The 18,402-nt window shown below is 35.2% G+C and carries 16 protein-coding genes and 12 tRNA genes; 25 read left to right on the top strand and 3 right to left on the bottom strand.

Annotated features, from left to right (window positions below; genetic code table 11):
- Nucleotides 1–2 precede the first annotated feature (2 nt).
- The 7 genes from uvsE to ACFWM3_RS20985 all read left to right on the top strand — a co-directional run bounded on the left by uvsE (nucleotide 3) and on the right by ACFWM3_RS20985 (nucleotide 7,326).
- Nucleotides 3–968 (top strand): UV DNA damage repair endonuclease UvsE, encoded by a 966-nt coding sequence (uvsE, locus tag ACFWM3_RS21015; RefSeq protein WP_390312836.1) that lies wholly within the window; start codon nucleotides 3–5, stop codon nucleotides 966–968.
- 25 nt (nucleotides 969–993) lie between these two features.
- The gene (gene acpS / locus ACFWM3_RS21010) at nucleotides 994–1,347 is read left to right on the top strand and encodes a holo-ACP synthase (protein ID WP_056476057.1); all 354 of its coding nucleotides are present in this window, start codon (nucleotides 994–996) and stop codon (nucleotides 1,345–1,347) included.
- 527 nt (nucleotides 1,348–1,874) lie between these two features.
- Nucleotides 1,875–2,894 (top strand): LolA family protein, encoded by a 1,020-nt coding sequence (locus ACFWM3_RS21005; RefSeq protein WP_390312814.1) that lies wholly within the window; start codon nucleotides 1,875–1,877, stop codon nucleotides 2,892–2,894.
- 169 nt (nucleotides 2,895–3,063) lie between these two features.
- A complete protein-coding gene (gene alr, locus ACFWM3_RS21000) occupies nucleotides 3,064–4,230 on the top strand; it encodes an alanine racemase (protein WP_390312813.1) in 1,167 nt (388 codons plus the stop codon).
- A gap of 144 nt (nucleotides 4,231–4,374) precedes the next feature.
- Nucleotides 4,375–4,656, top strand: coding sequence for a CopG family ribbon-helix-helix protein (locus ACFWM3_RS20995; RefSeq protein WP_056476050.1), 282 nt, complete (start codon nucleotides 4,375–4,377; stop codon nucleotides 4,654–4,656).
- Between the two features lie 4 nt (nucleotides 4,657–4,660).
- Nucleotides 4,661–5,011, top strand: coding sequence for a type II toxin-antitoxin system endoribonuclease NdoA (ndoA, locus tag ACFWM3_RS20990; protein ID WP_056476047.1), 351 nt, complete (start codon nucleotides 4,661–4,663; stop codon nucleotides 5,009–5,011).
- A gap of 116 nt (nucleotides 5,012–5,127) precedes the next feature.
- Nucleotides 5,128–7,326 carry a Tex family protein gene (locus ACFWM3_RS20985; protein ID WP_390312811.1) on the top strand — a complete coding sequence of 733 codons (2,199 nt, stop codon included), beginning with the start codon at nucleotides 5,128–5,130 and terminating at the stop codon, nucleotides 7,324–7,326.
- Here the strand turns inward: ACFWM3_RS20985 and cmpA are convergent.
- Nucleotides 7,316–7,426 (bottom strand): cortex morphogenetic protein CmpA, encoded by a 111-nt coding sequence (cmpA, locus tag ACFWM3_RS20980; RefSeq protein ID WP_088044329.1) that lies wholly within the window; start codon nucleotides 7,424–7,426, stop codon nucleotides 7,316–7,318. The genes ACFWM3_RS20985 and cmpA overlap by 11 nt on opposite strands.
- Nucleotides 7,427–7,728: 302 nt before the next feature.
- Between cmpA and ACFWM3_RS20975 the strand changes: the two genes are divergently transcribed.
- From ACFWM3_RS20975 to ACFWM3_RS20905, 15 genes are all read left to right on the top strand, one after another.
- On the top strand, nucleotides 7,729–8,181 hold the full coding sequence (locus ACFWM3_RS20975; protein WP_390312810.1) for a SprT family protein: 453 nt from the start codon (nucleotides 7,729–7,731) through the stop codon (nucleotides 8,179–8,181).
- An 83-nt stretch (nucleotides 8,182–8,264) separates the two neighbouring features.
- Nucleotides 8,265–8,339 (top strand) — tRNA-Asn (locus tag ACFWM3_RS20970).
- Nucleotides 8,340–8,346: 7 nt separating this feature from the next.
- Nucleotides 8,347–8,437, top strand: a tRNA-Ser gene (locus tag ACFWM3_RS20965).
- Nucleotides 8,438–8,447: 10 nt separating this feature from the next.
- Nucleotides 8,448–8,522: transfer RNA gene (locus ACFWM3_RS20960), tRNA-Glu, on the top strand.
- A 10-nt stretch (nucleotides 8,523–8,532) separates the two neighbouring features.
- Nucleotides 8,533–8,608, top strand: a tRNA-Val gene (locus ACFWM3_RS20955).
- 12 nt (nucleotides 8,609–8,620) lie between these two features.
- Nucleotides 8,621–8,696: transfer RNA gene (locus tag ACFWM3_RS20950), tRNA-Asp, on the top strand.
- A gap of 262 nt (nucleotides 8,697–8,958) precedes the next feature.
- Nucleotides 8,959–9,033, top strand: a tRNA-Gln gene (locus tag ACFWM3_RS20945).
- Nucleotides 9,034–9,280: 247 nt separating this feature from the next.
- Nucleotides 9,281–9,355: transfer RNA gene (locus tag ACFWM3_RS20940), tRNA-Gln, on the top strand.
- Between the two features lie 270 nt (nucleotides 9,356–9,625).
- Nucleotides 9,626–9,698: transfer RNA gene (locus ACFWM3_RS20935), tRNA-Lys, on the top strand.
- 13 nt (nucleotides 9,699–9,711) lie between these two features.
- Nucleotides 9,712–9,794: transfer RNA gene (locus ACFWM3_RS20930), tRNA-Leu, on the top strand.
- 343 nt (nucleotides 9,795–10,137) lie between these two features.
- Nucleotides 10,138–10,896: a TIM barrel protein gene (locus ACFWM3_RS20925; RefSeq protein ID WP_390312809.1), complete on the top strand. Its 759-nt coding sequence runs from the start codon at nucleotides 10,138–10,140 to the stop codon at nucleotides 10,894–10,896.
- Nucleotides 10,897–10,920: 24 nt separating this feature from the next.
- Nucleotides 10,921–12,291, top strand: a complete 1,371-nt coding sequence (locus ACFWM3_RS20920; protein WP_390312808.1) for an amino acid permease — start codon at nucleotides 10,921–10,923, stop codon at nucleotides 12,289–12,291.
- A gap of 104 nt (nucleotides 12,292–12,395) precedes the next feature.
- Nucleotides 12,396–13,409 carry an SIS domain-containing protein gene (locus ACFWM3_RS20915; RefSeq protein ID WP_390312807.1) on the top strand — a complete coding sequence of 338 codons (1,014 nt, stop codon included), beginning with the start codon at nucleotides 12,396–12,398 and terminating at the stop codon, nucleotides 13,407–13,409.
- Between the two features lie 64 nt (nucleotides 13,410–13,473).
- Nucleotides 13,474–14,256 carry a fructoselysine 6-kinase gene (gene frlD, locus ACFWM3_RS20910; RefSeq protein ID WP_390312806.1) on the top strand — a complete coding sequence of 261 codons (783 nt, stop codon included), beginning with the start codon at nucleotides 13,474–13,476 and terminating at the stop codon, nucleotides 14,254–14,256.
- Nucleotides 14,257–14,316: 60 nt separating this feature from the next.
- The gene (locus ACFWM3_RS20905; protein ID WP_056476024.1) at nucleotides 14,317–15,045 is read left to right on the top strand and encodes a GntR family transcriptional regulator; all 729 of its coding nucleotides are present in this window, start codon (nucleotides 14,317–14,319) and stop codon (nucleotides 15,043–15,045) included.
- 49 nt (nucleotides 15,046–15,094) lie between these two features.
- Here ACFWM3_RS20905 and ACFWM3_RS20900 read toward each other — a convergent pair whose 3' ends face one another.
- Together ACFWM3_RS20900 and cls are read right to left on the bottom strand one after the other, a co-directional pair.
- Nucleotides 15,095–15,913: a M15 family metallopeptidase gene (locus tag ACFWM3_RS20900; protein ID WP_390312805.1), complete on the bottom strand. Its 819-nt coding sequence runs from the start codon at nucleotides 15,911–15,913 to the stop codon at nucleotides 15,095–15,097.
- 131 nt (nucleotides 15,914–16,044) lie between these two features.
- A complete protein-coding gene (gene cls / locus ACFWM3_RS20895) occupies nucleotides 16,045–17,487 on the bottom strand; it encodes a cardiolipin synthase (protein ID WP_390312804.1) in 1,443 nt (480 codons plus the stop codon).
- A 581-nt stretch (nucleotides 17,488–18,068) separates the two neighbouring features.
- On the opposite strand from cls, the gene ACFWM3_RS20890 reads away from it, so the two are divergent.
- The 3 genes from ACFWM3_RS20890 to ACFWM3_RS20880 all read left to right on the top strand — a co-directional run bounded on the left by ACFWM3_RS20890 (nucleotide 18,069) and on the right by ACFWM3_RS20880 (nucleotide 18,305).
- Nucleotides 18,069–18,145, top strand: a tRNA-Arg gene (locus tag ACFWM3_RS20890).
- A 5-nt stretch (nucleotides 18,146–18,150) separates the two neighbouring features.
- Nucleotides 18,151–18,227 (top strand) — tRNA-Pro (locus ACFWM3_RS20885).
- A 4-nt stretch (nucleotides 18,228–18,231) separates the two neighbouring features.
- A tRNA-Gly gene (locus tag ACFWM3_RS20880) sits at nucleotides 18,232–18,305 on the top strand.
- Nucleotides 18,306–18,402 lie beyond the last annotated feature (97 nt).

Here is an 18,402-nt window from a genome sequence, read left to right as displayed (position 1 = left end):
TAATGTTGGTAAGACTTGGATATGTCGCAATGAGTATGAATTTACAAAACGCCTCGCCATCAAAGACAATGACGGTTGCTCAGTTTTTAAAACAAAAGGATAAAGATGCGGCTATTCGTAAGCTAGAGCAAATTGCTAATACTAATATAAATAACTGTCTAAGACTACTAAAGCACAACAAAGCACATGATATATCTTTTTTTCGCCTGAGTAGTAAATTAGTCCCTTTAGCAAATCATGAAGAAGTAGCAGATTGGAATTACATAAAGCCATTAAAGGAAAGTTTGCTTGAGTTAGGTAAATTTGCGATTAAGAATGAAATGAGGATTGATTTTCATCCGGATCATTTTGTTATCTTGAACTCAACTGATGAAGAGTTATTAAAAACATCAGTAAAAACCTTAAAAATGCATTATCAGCTTTTAAAAGCGATGAAGATTAATACAGAACAACGATGTGTACTACATATTGGTGGAGGGTATGATGATAAGGAAAAATCATTGGAGCAATTAATAGAGAATTTCAGCCTTGTTCCTGCGCAAATTCAAAAAATGCTAATGTTTGAAAATGATGATACTACCTTTACGTTTGATGAAACATTATTTGCCTGTGAAAAATTAGGAGTACCGCTTGTATTTGACTATCATCATCATCTAGTTAACAACACAAATGAAGATTGGGTTAAAAATTGGAGTTATGCAGTTGATACATGGAAAGCTTCGAGCTTGCCAATGAAAATGCATATATCAAGTCCTAGAGATGAGAAAGACATACGTGCTCATGCTGATTTTGTGGACCCGAACATGTTTATTACATTTTTAAATGAAATTTATGGCTCGGTTAGACAAATTGATTGTATGATTGAAGCAAAACAAAAAGATAATGCATTATTTCAATTAATGAGTGATTTGAAAGATCATCCGTCTATTGAAATGATTAATGATTCAAGTTTTTATTTTAAACCGTAGTACTCGAAAGTTAGGGTGAGGAAATATGATCGTAGGTATTGGATTAGATTTAGTAGAAATTGAACGAATGAAAGAAATTACTAGCTCGCAGCCCCGGTTTGCGAAAAGGATTTTAACTGAAGCAGAATATGAAATATACGAAAACTTATCAGAACGAAGAAAACTTGAATTTTTATCAGGAAGATTCGCCGCAAAAGAAGCATGTTCAAAAGCTTTTGGCACTGGAATTGGGAAAGAATTAGGATTTCATGATATTGAAATCTTAAATGACGGAAAAGGTAAGCCTGTATTAAGCGTTGATTTGCCGTTTATACCGTTTTTATCAATTACGCATACTGAACATTATGCTGCTGCTCAAGTGGTCTTACAGCAAATATAATACCCTTTTAAACAGTCACTCATTTGAGTGACTTCAGACTGCCTGCCAAACGCTCGCTTTCTTCGTTGCTTCACCTGTCTGCGGTGCTCATTACCGTCTAAGGTAACTCCGCTCCTCACCAGGCTTCGCGCCTCGAAAGACAAGCGCTTGCAATCAGTCTGAAACTCAAGTTATCTGTACTTTGTCTACACGCTGAAGTCACTCATTTGAGTGACTTTTCTTTTTTTGTATTCGACGTAGTTGCTAAATTTTAAGGATTAATTAATATGTGTAAATACACCATTGTCTTCACTAACAGGCTCAACAATTAGAGAGTTTTCTTTAAATTTTTTAAATTAGCTTGTCATGCTAGTCTGCATATTTTAGAGCTTGACCTCATATAGTTTCATGAGGATATAAGAAGCAAGGTTGCAACGTGCATGAATAAATCTAGATTTTACTTCTAAGCTACTCGCGCACATTTATTCATAAGCCTTTGCATAAAATTCTCTTTTTTACAATTTAAGAGGAATAAAGGAGCTGGGGAGATGAAGAAAAAGCTTGTAGCGATGCTTTTGACAATCATGTTAGTACTATCATTGGCTGCATGTGGCACGAAATCGAAAGATGATGTTGTAGGTTCTCTTAGCAATCAGATGGAAAAAATGAATGGCTATAAGGCCGATGCAACATTAACAATTAATAACGGGAATGATCCTCAAAAGTATGAAGTAGTCATTTGGCATAAAAAGCCTTCTTACTACCGTGTACAACTAAAAAATGCTAAGAGTGATCAAAACCAAATTATTTTAAGAAACAAAGAGGGTGTGTTTGTTTTAACACCAGCATTAAATAAAAGCTATCGCTTCCAAAGTGATTGGCCATCAAACAGCAGTCAGCCATATTTACCGGAATCATTGGTTAATGACCTAGTACAAGATAAGAATGCAACGTTTAAAACAACAAAGCAAGGATATGTGTTTGAAACAAAAACAAATTACACAAATAGACAATTGCTCCCAACACAAGAAATTACTTTTAATAAAAAAGGTCTGACACCTGAATCAGTAAAACTATTAGATACAGATAAAAATGTTGTGTTGGACGTTAAATTCGATAAAGTACAATACAATGCGAAATTTGATAATGATGCTTTTGATGTGAAGAAAAATATGACAAGCGCTCGTTTAAGTGTACCTACTTCTACAAATCCAGAAAATGATCCAGATTTATTAGTTACACTTTACCCTAATTATTTAATGAAGGGTGTAGTGTTAGATGATCAACAAGAAGTAAAAACAGAAAATGGTGTTCAGGTTATCCTTTCATATAAAGGCGATAAAAAATCGTTTACTTTAATAGAGCAAAAAGCACGGATTTCAGAGTCTGGAACAACGATGGAGATCACTGGTGAACCAGTCGATTTAGGTAAAACAGTAGGAGCATTATCAGATAAGATGATTACATGGTCATACGGTGGAACAGACTTTACGATTGTTTCTAAAAACTTAACCCAAGGTGAGTTAATTCAAGTTGCCCAATCAGTCGGAGATACAGGCACAAAATAATATTTTTTTTCAAACTTAAAAGGGCGTGATGATGCTTTATCACGCCCTTTTAAATTTTAAATAAACTAAAAATGAGTAGTATATTGGTTGACATTTATAGTAAAATAAGCAAATAATTTTACACATATAAATAAAGAGTAATGGGTAAATCGATAAGGAAGTGTAGTTCATGACAGAAACATCATTTTATCGCGACACATGGGTAGAAGTAGATTTAGATGCTATTGAAGAAAACATCAAAAATATTGTATCGCTTTACCCTAATCATCAAGAAATATATGTAGCTTTAAAAGCGAATGCATATGGACATGGTTATGTAGAAGTAGCGAAACAAGCATTAAAGTCTGGAGCAACAAGATTATTAGTTGCTTTTATTGATGAAGGGATTTTTCTGCGTAACGCGGGAATAGAGGCGCCGATTTTAGTGTTGGGGGCAACTAGACCTGAGGATATTAACGTTGCAATCAAGTATAAATTAACTTTAACGGCATATAATGTTGATTGGTTAGAAGGTATTTCTAAAAATCTAAAAAGCACAGATCGTACAATGATTCATATTAAATTTGATACTGGGATGGGTAGATTAGGCCTGAAAACAAGATCTGAATGGGAGCAAGCTGCATCGATCTTACGAAAAAATCCATCAATTATACTGGAAGGTTTGTTTACACATTTCGCTACTGCTGATGAGCTAAATAGATCTTATTTTAATGAGCAAGTAGACAAATTTTATGAATGTATAGAATGGGTTAAAGGCAGTGGATTCGCTCCTGAGCTAATTCATTGTGCAAACAGTGCAGCGGCTGCATTAGAAACTAACCTATTTAATACTGTACGTGTTGGTATTATCATGTATGGTTTAACTCCATCTTTAGAAATAAAACCAATGCTACCATTTACATTAAAGCCAGCACTATCGCTTTATACGAAAATCTCACATATTAAGCAATTACCAGCAAATAGTGGTGTAAGTTATGGTGCAACGTATTTTACTTCTGATTCAGAGTGGATTGCGACGTTACCAATTGGCTATGCGGATGGCTGGCTTAGAGATATGCAAGGATTTTCGGTGTTGGTTGAAGGTGAAAAGGCAGAAATAGTTGGTAGAGTTTGTATGGATCAGTGTATGATCAAGCTTTCTAAACATTATCCTGTTGGTACAAAAGTGACTTTAATAGGAGAAAGTAAGGATGGAGCAGTAACGGCTGAGGAAGTCGCTGCACATATGAATACAATCAATTATGAAGTAACTTGCCTTATAAATCATAGGGTACCAAGAGTATATAAAAAGAATGGAAATATTAAGTCCATAAGTAATTATCTAGTATCAGATTAATTGTAATTTGATGTATTAAAGTATGAAACACTGTATTTTGGTTAAGATAAGCGAAGATATGTGTCTTTCCAATCACTGAAAATAATGGTATGATGTAGTATAGGGAGATATATGGGTAATAGTTGATTCTGGAGGTGCTGAAACTTGTCCGAACTAAATGCGACAACTGAAATAACAGTACGTTTACCAAAACACGTAGTAAGCGAACTAGATGGATTAGTAAAGCAAGAAAACGGTAATCGAAATGAGTATATTTATCAAGCGACTAAGATGTTTTTAAAAGATCGTAAAAGACGCCAAAGTCGCGAACACATGCGACGTGGATACATGGAAATGGCTAAAATCAACTTATTAATATCTTCTGAGTCATTCTATGCTGAGTCTGAAGCGGATTCTAAAGTGGAGCGCTTAGTTAGCGGGGGGTAATCACTTGATAGTAAAACGTGGCGACGTATATTTTGCAGACCTTTCCCCTGTAGTTGGCTCAGAACAAGGTGGAGTTCGTCCGGTTCTCATAATACAAAATGATATCGGTAATCGTTTTAGTCCTACCGTTATAGTCGCTGCGATTACAGCACAAATCCAAAAAGCAAAGCTTCCAACACATGTTGAAATCGATGCTAAAAAATATGGATTTGAACGTGATTCGGTTATACTACTAGAACAAATTCGAACGATTGACAAACAACGATTAACCGATAAGATAACACATCTTGATGATGAGATGATGGATCAGGTTGATGAAGCGTTGCAAATCAGTTTAGGACTTGTTGATTTTTAAAGTTGCTTTTATAGCAGCTTTACCTACATAGATTATAATAAATGTTTTGTAACCCTTTCGTCTTGAAAGGGTTATTTTAGGTCTTATATAATTCCCAAAAATTGGAGGCGTTATTTTTGTCACAACAATTGATTAATAAAATTGCATCTGATTTAACAATTACTTCGAAACAAGTAGCTACCGTAATTGAATTGAAGGAAGAAGGAAATACGATTCCCTTTATTGCTAGGTATCGAAAAGAAAAAACAGGATCTCTTGATGAGGTGCAAATTCATTCCATTTTAGAAAAATATGAGTATGCTGTAAATCTTCAAACGAGAAAAGATGAAGTAATCCGTTTAATTGAGGAAAAAGGGAAACTGACTGATGAATTACGTAAAAGTATTACATTAGCTACAAAGCTACAAGAAGTTGAAGATTTATACCGACCATATAAAGAAAAAAGAAGAACTCGCGCTACAGTTGCTAAAGATAAAGGGTTAGAACCTTTTGCAGAATGGTTATTTTCAATGCCAAATGAAGGTTCACTTGCGGATGAAGCGTTAAAATACATAAATGTTGAACTGGAAGTTAATACAGTTGATGAAGTTATTCAAGGTGGAAAAGATATTATTGCGGAATGGATTGCGGACGATGCTACGTATCGAAAGTGGATTCGTGAAGTTACCTTCAAAAAGGGAACGATTGACAGTACTGTAAAAGACTCTGAAAAAGACGAGAAAAAAGTATACGAAATGTATTACGAATACTCTGAACCAATTTCAAAGATTGTTCCACATAGAATACTAGCAATGAATCGTGCTGAAAAAGAAGATATATTAAAGGTTGCAATTCAATCTCCTTTTGAAGAGATTATTTTATATTTAGAAAAAAGGGTTATTACAAAGGACACTTTTGTACGATCAATCCTATTGGAAGTCGTTGAAGATGCATATAAAAGATTAATTCAGCCTTCAATTGAAAGAGAGATTCGTAAAGAATTATCCGAAAAAGCTGATTCACACGCGATTAATATTTTCTCAGAAAACTTGCGTTCATTATTACTGCAACCACCATTAAAAGGGAAAATCGTGCTAGGAGTAGATCCTGCATTCCGTACAGGTTGTAAATTAGCAGTAGTAGATGAGACGGGGAAAGTTCTTAAAATAGGTGTGATTTACCCTCATCCTTTCAAAGGTGAAAGGGAAGAGGTTCAAAGAAATAAAAGAGAACAAGCAGTTGCAAAAATTAAAGATATTCTTATCGAATATAAAATAGAAATGATCGCAATTGGAAACGGTACAGCTTCGAGAGAAACAGAGCTGTTTATTTCTGGAATTTTAAAAGAAATGAAAAATAATACTTATTATGTAATCGTAAATGAAGCTGGTGCAAGTGTTTACTCAGCATCTGAGTTAGCAAGAGAAGAGTTCCCTGATTTCCAAGTTGAGGAACGAAGCGCAGTATCAATTGCAAGACGCCTACAAGATCCGTTAGCAGAACTTGTGAAAATAGATCCTAAATCTGTTGGGGTAGGATTATATCAACATGATGTATCTCAAAAGAGCTTAAATGAATCATTATCATTCGTCGTTGAAACATCTGTTAACCAAGTTGGCGTAAATGTAAATACAGCTTCAGTTTCACTACTTCAATACGTATCGGGCTTGTCCAAAACAGTAGCGAAAAATATTGTTAATTACCGTGACGAAAAAGGGAAAATTACAAACCGAAAAGAGCTTAAAACAATACCTAGATTAGGCGCTAAAACATATGAGCAATGTATTGGATTTTTACGTGTTCTAGAAGGAGATGAGCCTTTAGACCGTACAAGTATCCACCCGGAAAGCTACGTACAAGTAAAAAAATTATTAAAGCAATTAAAATTCTCAACGAGTCAAATTGGTTCAAGTGAATTGAAAGAAAAGTTAAAGACGATTAATTTAAAAGAAGTATCAGAGCAACTAGATATTGGTGAAATTACGCTAAAGGATATTTTAGCATCATTAATGCAACCTGAAAGAGATCTACGAGATGAATTAGCAGCACCAATCCTTCGCCAAGATGTTCTTCAAATTGAAGACCTAAACATAGGAATGGAACTTGAAGGAACAGTAAGAAATGTAGTCGATTTTGGTGCGTTTGTTGATATTGGGCTAAAGAACGATGGCCTTGTTCATATTTCTAGAATGAGTAGTAAATTTATTAAGCATCCGCTTGATGTTGTATCGGTTGGTCAAGTAGTTAAGGTATGGATTGCTGAAGTAGATCAAAAGAAACAAAGAGTAGGTTTATCTATGCTACCAATTGAATCGAAAGAAATCGTCAAAGCTTAATTTTTTGATAATAAAACCAACATTGATTTAATAATTTAATTTGATAACGGTTTTTTTCATAAAATGCTTTTTGAATTTGAGTTTTAAGCCAACTAGGCATTACCATGATGAAAACCTCCAACTTAAAAATCTTCGCCCATCTTTTTTGAGGATGGGCGATGAAATAAATGAGTGAGGGGTAACCTTCCGATACGTTGTATAAAAAGGATAACTGTATTGTTCATTTTGGATAGTAAAAATTACGCCGTTGTAGAGAGGTTTACTAAGAGCAGCCCATTTAGCATAAATCGTACTAATAAGATCTTTTAAAATTCTCATTTGTAAGTTTAATGTATGCGCATACCCAAGAATTTGTGAGTTGTTCAGTTATAATAAAGTAGAAAAAAGGATGGCGATTCATAATTGGATAACGAGGAGATACAAAAACTGGTTGAAGAACTATCAATCACTTATTTTGAGCGACCATTTCTCCACCAAGCTTCTTTCAATACTAGATTAAGGACAACTGGTGGTAGGTATTTATTAAAAACAAGTAATATCGAATTAAATAAATTTTATTTAGAAGAACACGGAATTGAAGAGCTAAAGGGGATCATATTACACGAGCTGTGCCATTATCATCTTCATATTATGAAAAAAGGATATAAGCATGAGGATAGAGACTTTAAAGAACTATTAAAAAAGGTAGGTGCACCTAGGTATTGCAAACCACTAAATTCAATAAAAAAACGAACACATTCCTATAAGTATAAATATAGATGTTCAGGGTGTGGGCAAGCTTTTTTAAGAAAAAGAAAAGTGGACACTAGCCGCTATGTATGTGGAATGTGCAAAAGTCCATTAAAACTATTATAAATAGTGTTGACATCTAATATGCATTTAGTTTATATTAATACTTGTCATCATGTTACAAAACTTGATGAAAAGATTAGTATTTTTCCGCAGTAGCTCAGTGGTAGAGCACTCGGCTGTTAACCGAGTGGTCGTAGGTTCGAACCCTACCTGCGGAGCCATTATTATAGAGAAGTACCCAAGTGGCTCAAGGGGCGCCCCTGCTAAGGGTGTAGATCGTTTACGCGGTGCGAGGGTTCGAATCCCTTCTTCTCTGCCATATTTTTTTTGGCCCGTTGGTCAAGCGGTTAAGACACCGCCCTTTCACGGCGGTAACACGGGTTCGAGTCCCGTACGGGTCACCATTTTTATCCTGGAGGATTAGCTCAGCTGGGAGAGCACCTGCCTTACAAGCAGGGGGTCGGCGGTTCGAGCCCGTCATCCTCCACCATTAACTTCATATGGTCCCGTGGTGTAGCGGTTAACATGCCTGCCTGTCACGCAGGAGATCGCCGGTTCGATCCCGGTCGGGACCGCCATTCATTACTACAAATTGTAGTATTTTTTTCTTTATTTGGAGAAAAATAGTAAGAGTGGGTTTTTGGAGTTAGATTGTTTCTATGCGGTGTAGGCTCGTGTAGGTTACTCGTACTTTAGATAAAGATGAATTTCGAAATTGTCGGATTGTTTTTTATCTTGAGGAGTTAATTCTAGAAGTGGAAGCAAAACAACATAAAAAAAATCCTGCGGAGCGGGTTCATGAAGATTACTCGGAGAAGTTGATCCATGATGTTACATCAATGGGCTATAGCCAAGCGGTAAGGCAACGGATTTTGATTCCGTCATGCCCTGGTTCGAATCCAGGTAGCCCAGCCATTTGTTTTAGAAGATTGTGGTGTTAGACTGTTTTACTTTGGAGTAGTTTCTGGAGGATAAACATTAAAACACAAAAAATCCTATAGTGTGGGTTCTTGAAGGTTACTCGAACTTTAGGTAAAGAAGTATATTGAAGTGTCGGATTGTTTTTTATCTTGAGAGGTAAATGCAATACAACATAAAAAAAATCCTGCGGAGCGGGCTCATGAAGATTATTCGGAGAAGTTGATTCATGATGTTACATCAATGGGCTATAGCCAAGCGGTAAGGCAACGGATTTTGATTCCGTCATGCCCTGGTTCGAATCCAGGTAGCCCAGCCATTTTAGTTTTTTATAAGTATGTTTAAGGTAAGGGGATTTGCTTTTATCTTAGACGCGATCGTGTAGACAGTAAGTTGGTTTAAAAATATTTGGTATTTAGTTATACTTGTAATATCTTTATATTATGAGCCATTAGCTCAGTAGGTAGAGCACGAACGAGTAAGCTACGAAGCGATTACTTCAGCGTACTTGTCGAACCGCTCCTTGAATTTCTATCTGAGACAAGGACGTCTTATAGAGCAGGCAATATTTTATAAACTGTATTATTACGAGCCATTAGCTCAGTAGGTAGAGCATCTGACTTTTAATCAGAGGGTCGAAGGTTCGAATCCTTCATGGCTCACTTTTGTTTATTCGCGGTCGTGGCGGAATGGCAGACGCGCTAGGTTGAGGGCCTAGTGGAGGTTTCTCTGTGGAGGTTCAAGTCCTCTCGGCCGCATCAATTTATATATATATAAGTAATAAGGCTTCTACGTAATGTAGAGGCCTTTTTTGTGTTTAAAATTTGTATGACTTTTATAGGCTAGTTGGTCACAGTATTTAATTTTAGAAGTATTGGAAAACTGTTTCTCTGTATCATTGTTTGATTGGGAACCTGGACTTTGTAGTATTTAAAAATGAATATTAAAAATTCTTAAAATTCATTGTATTTTATGTTATTCTTGATTATAATACAAAGCATAACAAATAAGATAACTTTAAGAGAAAGGAGGTAGTTAATGAAAGTAGCAGGAATGAATATCACATTCAAGCATTAACCTATCCAATATTTTTTGGATTGTATGGATCAATTGGGCATCAGTAGCATTGAGTTATGGGCTGGTGAACCGCACCTCTATGTTTATAGAAACTTGCTTTGCAATTTGAGAGAGATAAAGAAAGAAATTAAAGCTAGAAGTATTGAAATAGTCTGCTATACTCCTGAACAATGCATCTATCCTTACAATCTTGCTGCTTCAGATTCGAATTGGCGAAAAACGAGTATTGATTATTTTATTGAAAATATTCACTCCGCTGTGGAATTGGAAACGGATAAGATGCTAATTACTTCAGGGATTGGTGATTTCTCCCTAACAAAAGAAGAATCGTGGAAATATGCAAGTGAATCAATATATCAAATTACAAAGGTGGCGGAGCACGAGGGGATCACACTTGCACTAGAACCTTTAACAAGATTCGAATCTAACTTAATTATTAATACACGGGGATTAAAAAGAATGATTGAAGAAATAAAATCCCCTTCCTTAAAAGGGATGATTGATACTGTTGCAATGAATTTAGCGGGTGAAACACCAGATGATTTTTTCTTATTGCTTCCTGAGTTATGTCATTTCCATTTAATAGATGGTGATAGCAAAACAGATTCTCATCTTGCTTTAGATGATGGTAATTTACAATGGAGAGATTACGTGAAGAGTGTGCAAAAGCACCAGTACGATGGGTCATGTACCCTTGAAATTATGGGGTCAACTTACTATCAAAATCGATTAGATGCTGTTAAAAAATCCTTAGATAAACTAAATGAATTAGGAATTGTATAATCTAAAAATTTGGAGGAGCCCTTTATGAGTAATACTACGCTTACACGAAAGCTCGGATTTTGGTCGGCATTAGCAATTGCTGTTGGTACGACCGTAGGATCAGGTATCTTTGTCTCGTCTGGTGATGTAGCGAAAGCAGCGGGAACACCTTCTATTTCTATTTTAGCTTGGATTATTGGTGGGGTTATCGCTATTCCGCAAGTAATGGTTCTTGCTGAGCTATCAACTGCTTATCCTGAAAATGGAAGCGGTTACGTATATTTGAATAAAGCAGGCTGGAGGCCATTAGCCTTTTTATATGGATGGGCAACATTTTGGGCGCTTGATCCACCATCTATTTCTATTATGGCTTTAGCAGTAGTTTCATACTTGGCAAGCTTTTTCCCGTTTTTCTCTGGAGTTGCAGGCAAGTTGTTAGGGGTTGCGATAATTTTAATCATAACTTCAATTCATTATCGAAGTGTAAAAGAGGGCGGGCTTTTTCAAGTGATTATTACTGCCGTGAAAATCATTCCGTTCATTATTGTTATTGTTTTAGGTTTAATGTATATGCACCCAGGGAACTTCTCTTATACGCCACATGGGGAAGTTGTAAAAACAAGTCTAATCGGTGGTGTCTCTGCCACAACCTGGGCTTATACCGGTATGGCCGCCATTTGTTTTATGGCAGGTGAATTTAAAAATCCCGGAAAAACGTTACCTCGTGCTCTAATTAGCTCTGTCTTTATTGTATTAATCTTATATACTTTGCTAGCAGTCTGCGTAATTGGATTAATGCCTTTTAGCAAATTGATGAATTCTAGTGCAGCTGTGTCTGATGCGGTTAAGTATATACCAGGACTATCTCATATTGCTTCTTCGTTTGTTGCGATTACTGCAATTATCGTTATTTTAGGATCATTAAGTTCTTGTATCATGTTTCAGCCTAGGTTAGAATACGCGATGGCGAAGGACGGGCTATTTTTTCAACGTTTTGGGCGTGTTCATCCAAAGTATGAAACACCAAGTTTTTCAATTATTGTTCAAGTTACCTATGCATGTATTCTAGTTTTTGCAACTAATTTAACGACTTTATTAGGTTATTTTACATTAATTCAATTAGTGATTAATATTTTAGATTTTGTAGCGGTTTATAAATGCCGTAAAAGGGAGGACTATAACCCCATTTACAGGATGCCAATGTGGAGACTAACGACGGTTTTAGCAATTATGGGAGCTTCTTGGCTTGCTTGGGGTACGTTTACTTGGGCTCCATGGCAAGGGATGGTAGCTGCATTTATTGTTATTGCTACCGGACTACCTGTTTACTATTACTGGGAAAAACGATACGGACCGAATAAGAAAAATGACGGTAAACTAGTAACAAAGAAGAATTCAATTATATCAGGAAGCTAGTGAACTTTTACTAGCTTCTTAATTTTTTGAAAAAGCAATTGCTTTAATTGTTATATTTAATTATAATACAAGACATAACAAATATAGTTTAGGGGGATCTAACCATGTTAAAATTTGATGAAGCGTTATTTTTAAAACTTGTAGAAAAAGAAGGACTTGCATTTAGAAGTAAAATTGAGGATATCGTCGATTCAATCTGTCAAAAAGGTTTCAGCAATCTTTTCCTGATTGGTGCTGGTGGAACAATTGCAATGATGTATCCTTATAAATATATTTTAGAATCAAACTCAACGATTAATGTACATGCTGAAATCGCTGCCGAGTTTATGGTCATGAACAATAAGCAATTTTCAAAGGATTCCGTATGTATTTTCACCTCAGTTTCAGGGACAACACAAGAAACTGTTGCAGCGGCAGAGTTTTGTAAAGAAAGAGGGGCTACTACAATTGCTTTAGTAGCGGAGCCGAATACTCCATTAACGCAGGTAGTAAATTACTGTATTACAACCGGCTCGGAAAAACATTCCTTTGATACGTTCTTTATGCTGTTGTACATGGTAGTATTTCGCTTCATGTATAATAATGATGAATTTCCGCAATATGAACATTTCACAAAAGAAGTTTCCTTGTTGCCACAAGCGATATTAGCTGCCGTAAAAGACTTTGATAAAAAAGCTGAGGAATTTGCTATTAAACATAAGGATACAGATTACCATATGATGGTGGGCTCAGGTAACTTATGGGGTAACACTTATTCATATGCAATGTGTATTTTGGAGGAAATGCAATGGATTCATGCAAAATCCATCCATGCAGCGGAGTTTTTCCATGGTACGCTTGAGCTAGTAGTTGAAGATACTAGTGTTATTTTACTTAAAGGTGAAGATGAAACAAGACCATTGATGGATCGTGTTGAAAGGTTTGCTGAAAAAATTACGAATCAATTAACTGTTATTGATACAAAGGACTTTGAATTACTAGGCGTTAGTGAGGAATTTAGAAAACACTTCTCCGTTAGTATTAATTGGGCAGTTTTAAGTCGAATCAGTGTTTATCTTGAAAGGGAAAGAAACCACTCATTAGACCTAAGAAGATACTACCGCAAAGTAGAATATTAAAAAAATTTAGTGAGCACTACATGGTAGTGCTCGTTTCTTAGATTAAAAAGAAGGTTGGGATTAGATGAGAATTGTTACAGTCGGCGATAACTGTATGGATGTCTATCTTGCAAACGAGAAAGTGTATCCTGGAGGAAATCCGGTAAATGTTGCTGTCTACTTAAAGCAATTAGGAGCAGACTCTTCGTATATCGGCTGGGTTGGAAGTGATTCCTTCGGTGATCAAATGATTAAGTCGATTCAAAGTAAGGGTGTTGATACATCGTTTATTTCTAAAAAGATAGGAAAAACAGCAGTTACCCATGTTGAATTAGTTAATAATGACCGTCATTTTAGAGATTACGATGAAGGAGTAATGGCTCAGTTTACTTTAACTAATGAAGAACAGGAGTTTATTCAAACACATCAACTTGTCCACGCTGGGATATGGGGACATGTTGAGGGATATTATCCTCTTTTTAAACAAAATGGGTTGCTTACTGCATTTGATTTTTCAGACCAGTTAGAGCACGATTTAGTAAAGACATTAACTGGTTATGTAGACTATTCCTTTTTTTCTTATAAAAAGGATGATGAATTTATCAGAGGATTTTTAAAGGATGTAAAAACACAAGGTTCCAAGGTGACTGTTGCTACGCTTGGAGAAAATGGATCATTAGCTTTCGACGGCAAACATTTTTATCAATTTGGGGTATTGGAAGATAATGTTGTAGATACGATGGGAGCAGGAGATTCTTTCATAGCTGGTTTTCTTTATGGTACTTTACAGGGTCTTTCGATCCAACAGTGTTTGGAATTGGGGACTAAAACGGCTGCAAAAACAATTGGCTATTTCGGTGCATGGTGACGATGACTAGTCGGCAGTGTATAATAATGTTGAAAAACATTGACGGATAGGATGAAAATTATGAACCTAAATTCTTCAACCCCACAGCCACTCTATATGCAGATAAGGCAAATGCTACAGAATGATATTCAACAAGGGAAATATAAACCAGATCAACAGATTCCCACAGAAGCTGAGCTTTGTGAAACGTATAATGTCAGCCGAATCACTATTCGAAAGGCCATTGAGGAATTAGTGAAGGATGGTGCATTGACACGCATACCACGCAGAGGGACGTTTGTGGCTTCGAATAAGTTTAATAATGAACTGTTATCTGTAAGCGGATTCTCGGAGTTTAGCCACCAACTAGGGATGATTCCAAATTCCCGAATCCTTAGAAGTGAAGTTATCCCGGCATCAAAGGATGTTGCAGAACATCTTAAAGTTGAGGAAGGAAGTCGCGTACTAGAGCTGGAGCGACTTATGTATGTAAACGACCGTCCGCTTTTTTATGATATTGCGCATTACTCACTAATTCGTTTTCCAGATTTGGAAAAGAAAATTGCAACAGATGAATCTACATATAAAGTTCTCTCAAAGGAATATCATACAGAAATCTTAAGCAACGATAAAATCATCGACGTAATCGGTGCGACAAAAATATATGCCAATTACCTTGAATGCGATATAGGAGCAAATCTATTTAAAATACTAAAAATCGCCTATGATTCAAATGAGGAACCTGTCCACCTTTCAACGTTTATGTGTGAAACAAGTAAAGTAACCTTAACCGTACATCGAACAAAATAGAGATAATTACAAAAAACTCACTTTTATTATTCAAAAGTGAGTTTTAGCATTAATAATTTGCAGGATTTACCTGTATAGCTTTAAAATTTTGATTTTTATCTGAGTAATGCCACCATTCTTTAGAGTAGCCTACAAAACCAACTTCTCTCATTGCCTTATCCATAACTTGATAACTATTTTCCTGTTCACTGCTTCGTTTATAGCTTCGAGATGCACGTGAAGAAAAATCATCGAATTTAGATTGCATTTGTACTTCTTTTCCATCTAAAGTACATAGTGTAATATCCACCGTTGCGCCAAGTTGGTGTCCACGGATATTTTTTGAATCAGGTTTAGCTACATAATTCGAATTAGGATATGCGTTCCAAAGTGATTGTTGTGCAGAAAAAGGACGATAAGCATCCCATACTTTAATTGTATATCCTTGTTCTTTAAGTATTGCGTTTGCTTTTGCTAATTTTTTTGCTGTACTTGCCCTAAGTATTGCTTGACTAAAATTATAAATTCGTTTGCCAGTAAAGTTATTGGTAGTGTTATATTTCAAGTCAACAATAATACTTTTATCTAATGATTTAACGTTAGTGAACTCCGCCGTTACATATTTTCCATTTATAAATCCAGTTGTTTTTTTAAATTTAATTTTATACCATCCATTGGATTGTTTTTTAATAATCGTTAAAAATTGGCCTTTTTTAACAGCACCGATCAACTTATAGGATGTACTAGGCCCACTACGGACATTTAATTTACTTGCAGATACAGTATAAACTTTATCTGCTGCATAGGTAGAAGTTGGATTTGTAAAGAAACTTATCGATAGTAATGAAAGAGTTAAAAAAACTACAAATATCTTTTTAATAATACTCATATTTCACCTTCTTTGATTTTTTAATAATCTGTTAACTATAACCATTATTCTACAGAAAAGTTCACATTACCTTTCATTTTGAAACTATAAAGATAAAATAAAAAACATTACCGTTAAGTAATGTTTTTTATTTACAATATTGGAGATAAGAGGCGCGAGATCGCTTCTTTTAACTTGATTATGACTGATCGCTCTTGATATTTTTCAATTGTAAGCTCACTACTATGATTACTATCAAGTAAAAAAAGATTTTGTAGCTCAGAAGCTTTTTCTTCAGAATAGGTAATCGCGTTTATTTCAAAATTTAATTTAAAACTACGCGTATCAATATTTGTAGTTCCTACCGAAGCTACTTCGTGATCAACAACGATTGTTTTAGCATGTAAAAAACCATTTTCATAAAGTAATATTTTTGCGCCATAGGATAAAAGTTCTCCAGCGTACGATAGAGATGCCCAATACACGAATGGGTGATCAGGTTTACTTGGAATCATTATCCTTACATCGATACCGGATAAAATAGCGATTTTGCATGCGTCCATAATACTTGCATCTGGAATAAAATACGGTGTTTGGATATAAACACTTTTTTTAGCAGACATAATTAACTTAACGTACATGTTTTTTAAGTGCTCTGTTTCTGAATTTGGGCCACTTGCAACTATTTGGATAGGGGTGCTTCCGATATTCTTTTCATTATTAAATGAGAATTCTTCTATATTATGTACAGGCTGATTAGTGGCTTGTTGCCAGTCTAAAATAAATCTACCTTGAATTTGGTTTACTGATTCTCCCTTTATACGAAAATGAGTGTCTCTCCAATAGCCAAATTTCTGATCAATACCAAGATATTCATTTCCAATATTGAATCCTCCGATATAAGCAATTCTTCCATCAATAATACATAGTTTTCTGTGATTCCTATTATTTAATCGAAAATTGATGAGTCTTAAGAATGAAGGGAAGAAAGCTTTTACCTCTCCACCATGTTTAACAAGTTCTTTGAAAAAAGAGGGTGTAATTCTTTTGGAACCAATGTCATCATACAGGACTCGTACTTTTACACCTTCTTCTGCTTTTTTTGTAAGTTCATCTCTAAGTTTTTTTCCTAATGAATCACGCTGAATGATGTAGTACTGAATATTAATCTCCTTTTTGGCAAGTTGTATGTCTTTGAATAGTGAATTAAATTTCTCGTGTCCATCTCGAAACGTTTGGATCTCATTATTTGTCGTTAATAATGCGTTAGCTGACTTTAAATTCATCATAATTAAGTGTGAATGCTTTGATAGTAGCTTATCTTGATGGAAACTTTGATCTGTATGAATTTTATTAGCTTGTTCCGTAACCGCCAATTGAAGATAAGTTTTTTCTTTAGTCGATAGGTGGTAGAAATTCTTTTGTTTTAGTTGCCTACCTAAAAATAAATATAGTAAAAATCCTACTATTGGTATAAAAAATAAAATCATTAGCCACGCCCATGTGGCGACAACATCTCTTTTTTCAATAAATACAACAACCCCCGCTAGAAGTATATTGATGATAAGGAGGATTGTAAGAAAATTAATATCCATTTTTCACACTTCCTATTAGTTAGATTACCTTATTTTAGTTTAATATCTTTTTTAATGCTCATTTATAATATTTTTTATTTATAAAGAACAAAGTATTCAAAAGCTCTTCATAGTTACTCAAAAATAAAGACATATTATTTATACCAAATCCATCTCGTTAAAATAATGGAAAACTGAAATAAAGAATTGTTTGTTGTATAGAAAAGGGAGAAACTCTACTTTTATCTGAGCCTGTACTTAAATTGTACTATAGGAATTCAGTTCTTATTGCGTAGTACTATGTCAGAAATGATAAATATGTATTGATTAAAGCTAAATTATTAACTTATAAAAGCTCTATAAGTACAGTTAAATCAACTAAGTAAATAAACTAGTCATTTTTTTATTTGAAAAGTGTTGACATTGATTGTCCTATGCTTTAATATAGTTTAAGTCACGTCAGACAAGTTAACGAAGTCAACGAAAGCTTATCGTAGTAAGCTTTTAAAGTTTAAAAAAACTTTTAAAAAAGTTGTTGACATAAACAGTTGGATGTTATAAACTGTAAAAGTCGCTAACGAAGACGACACACTTTACAATATGCGCCCGTAGCTCAATTGGATAGAGCGTTTGACTACGGATCAAAAGGTTATGGGTTCGAGTCCTTTCGGGCGCGCCATATTACGGGAAGTGGCTCAGCTTGGTAGAGCACCTGGTTTGGGACCAGGGGGTCGCAGGTTCAAATCCTGTCTTCCCGACCATTTCGCGGGTGTAGTTTAATGGTAAAATAGAAGCCTTCCAAGCTTCGGTCGTGGGTTCGATTCCCATCACCCGCTCCATTATGAACTTTGAAAACTAAACAAAACATGAAGTAAACGTCAATTATTAGTTTTTTGAGCAATACAAGATTTAAACTTAACTTTTATGGAGAGTTTG

The organism is Gottfriedia sp. NPDC058432, assembly GCF_042721555.1.
Classification (GTDB): domain Bacteria; phylum Bacillota; class Bacilli; order Bacillales; family Bacillaceae_G; genus Gottfriedia.
Note: the sequence above shows the minus strand (reverse complement) of the source record. Positions and strands in the feature narration are given on the sequence as shown.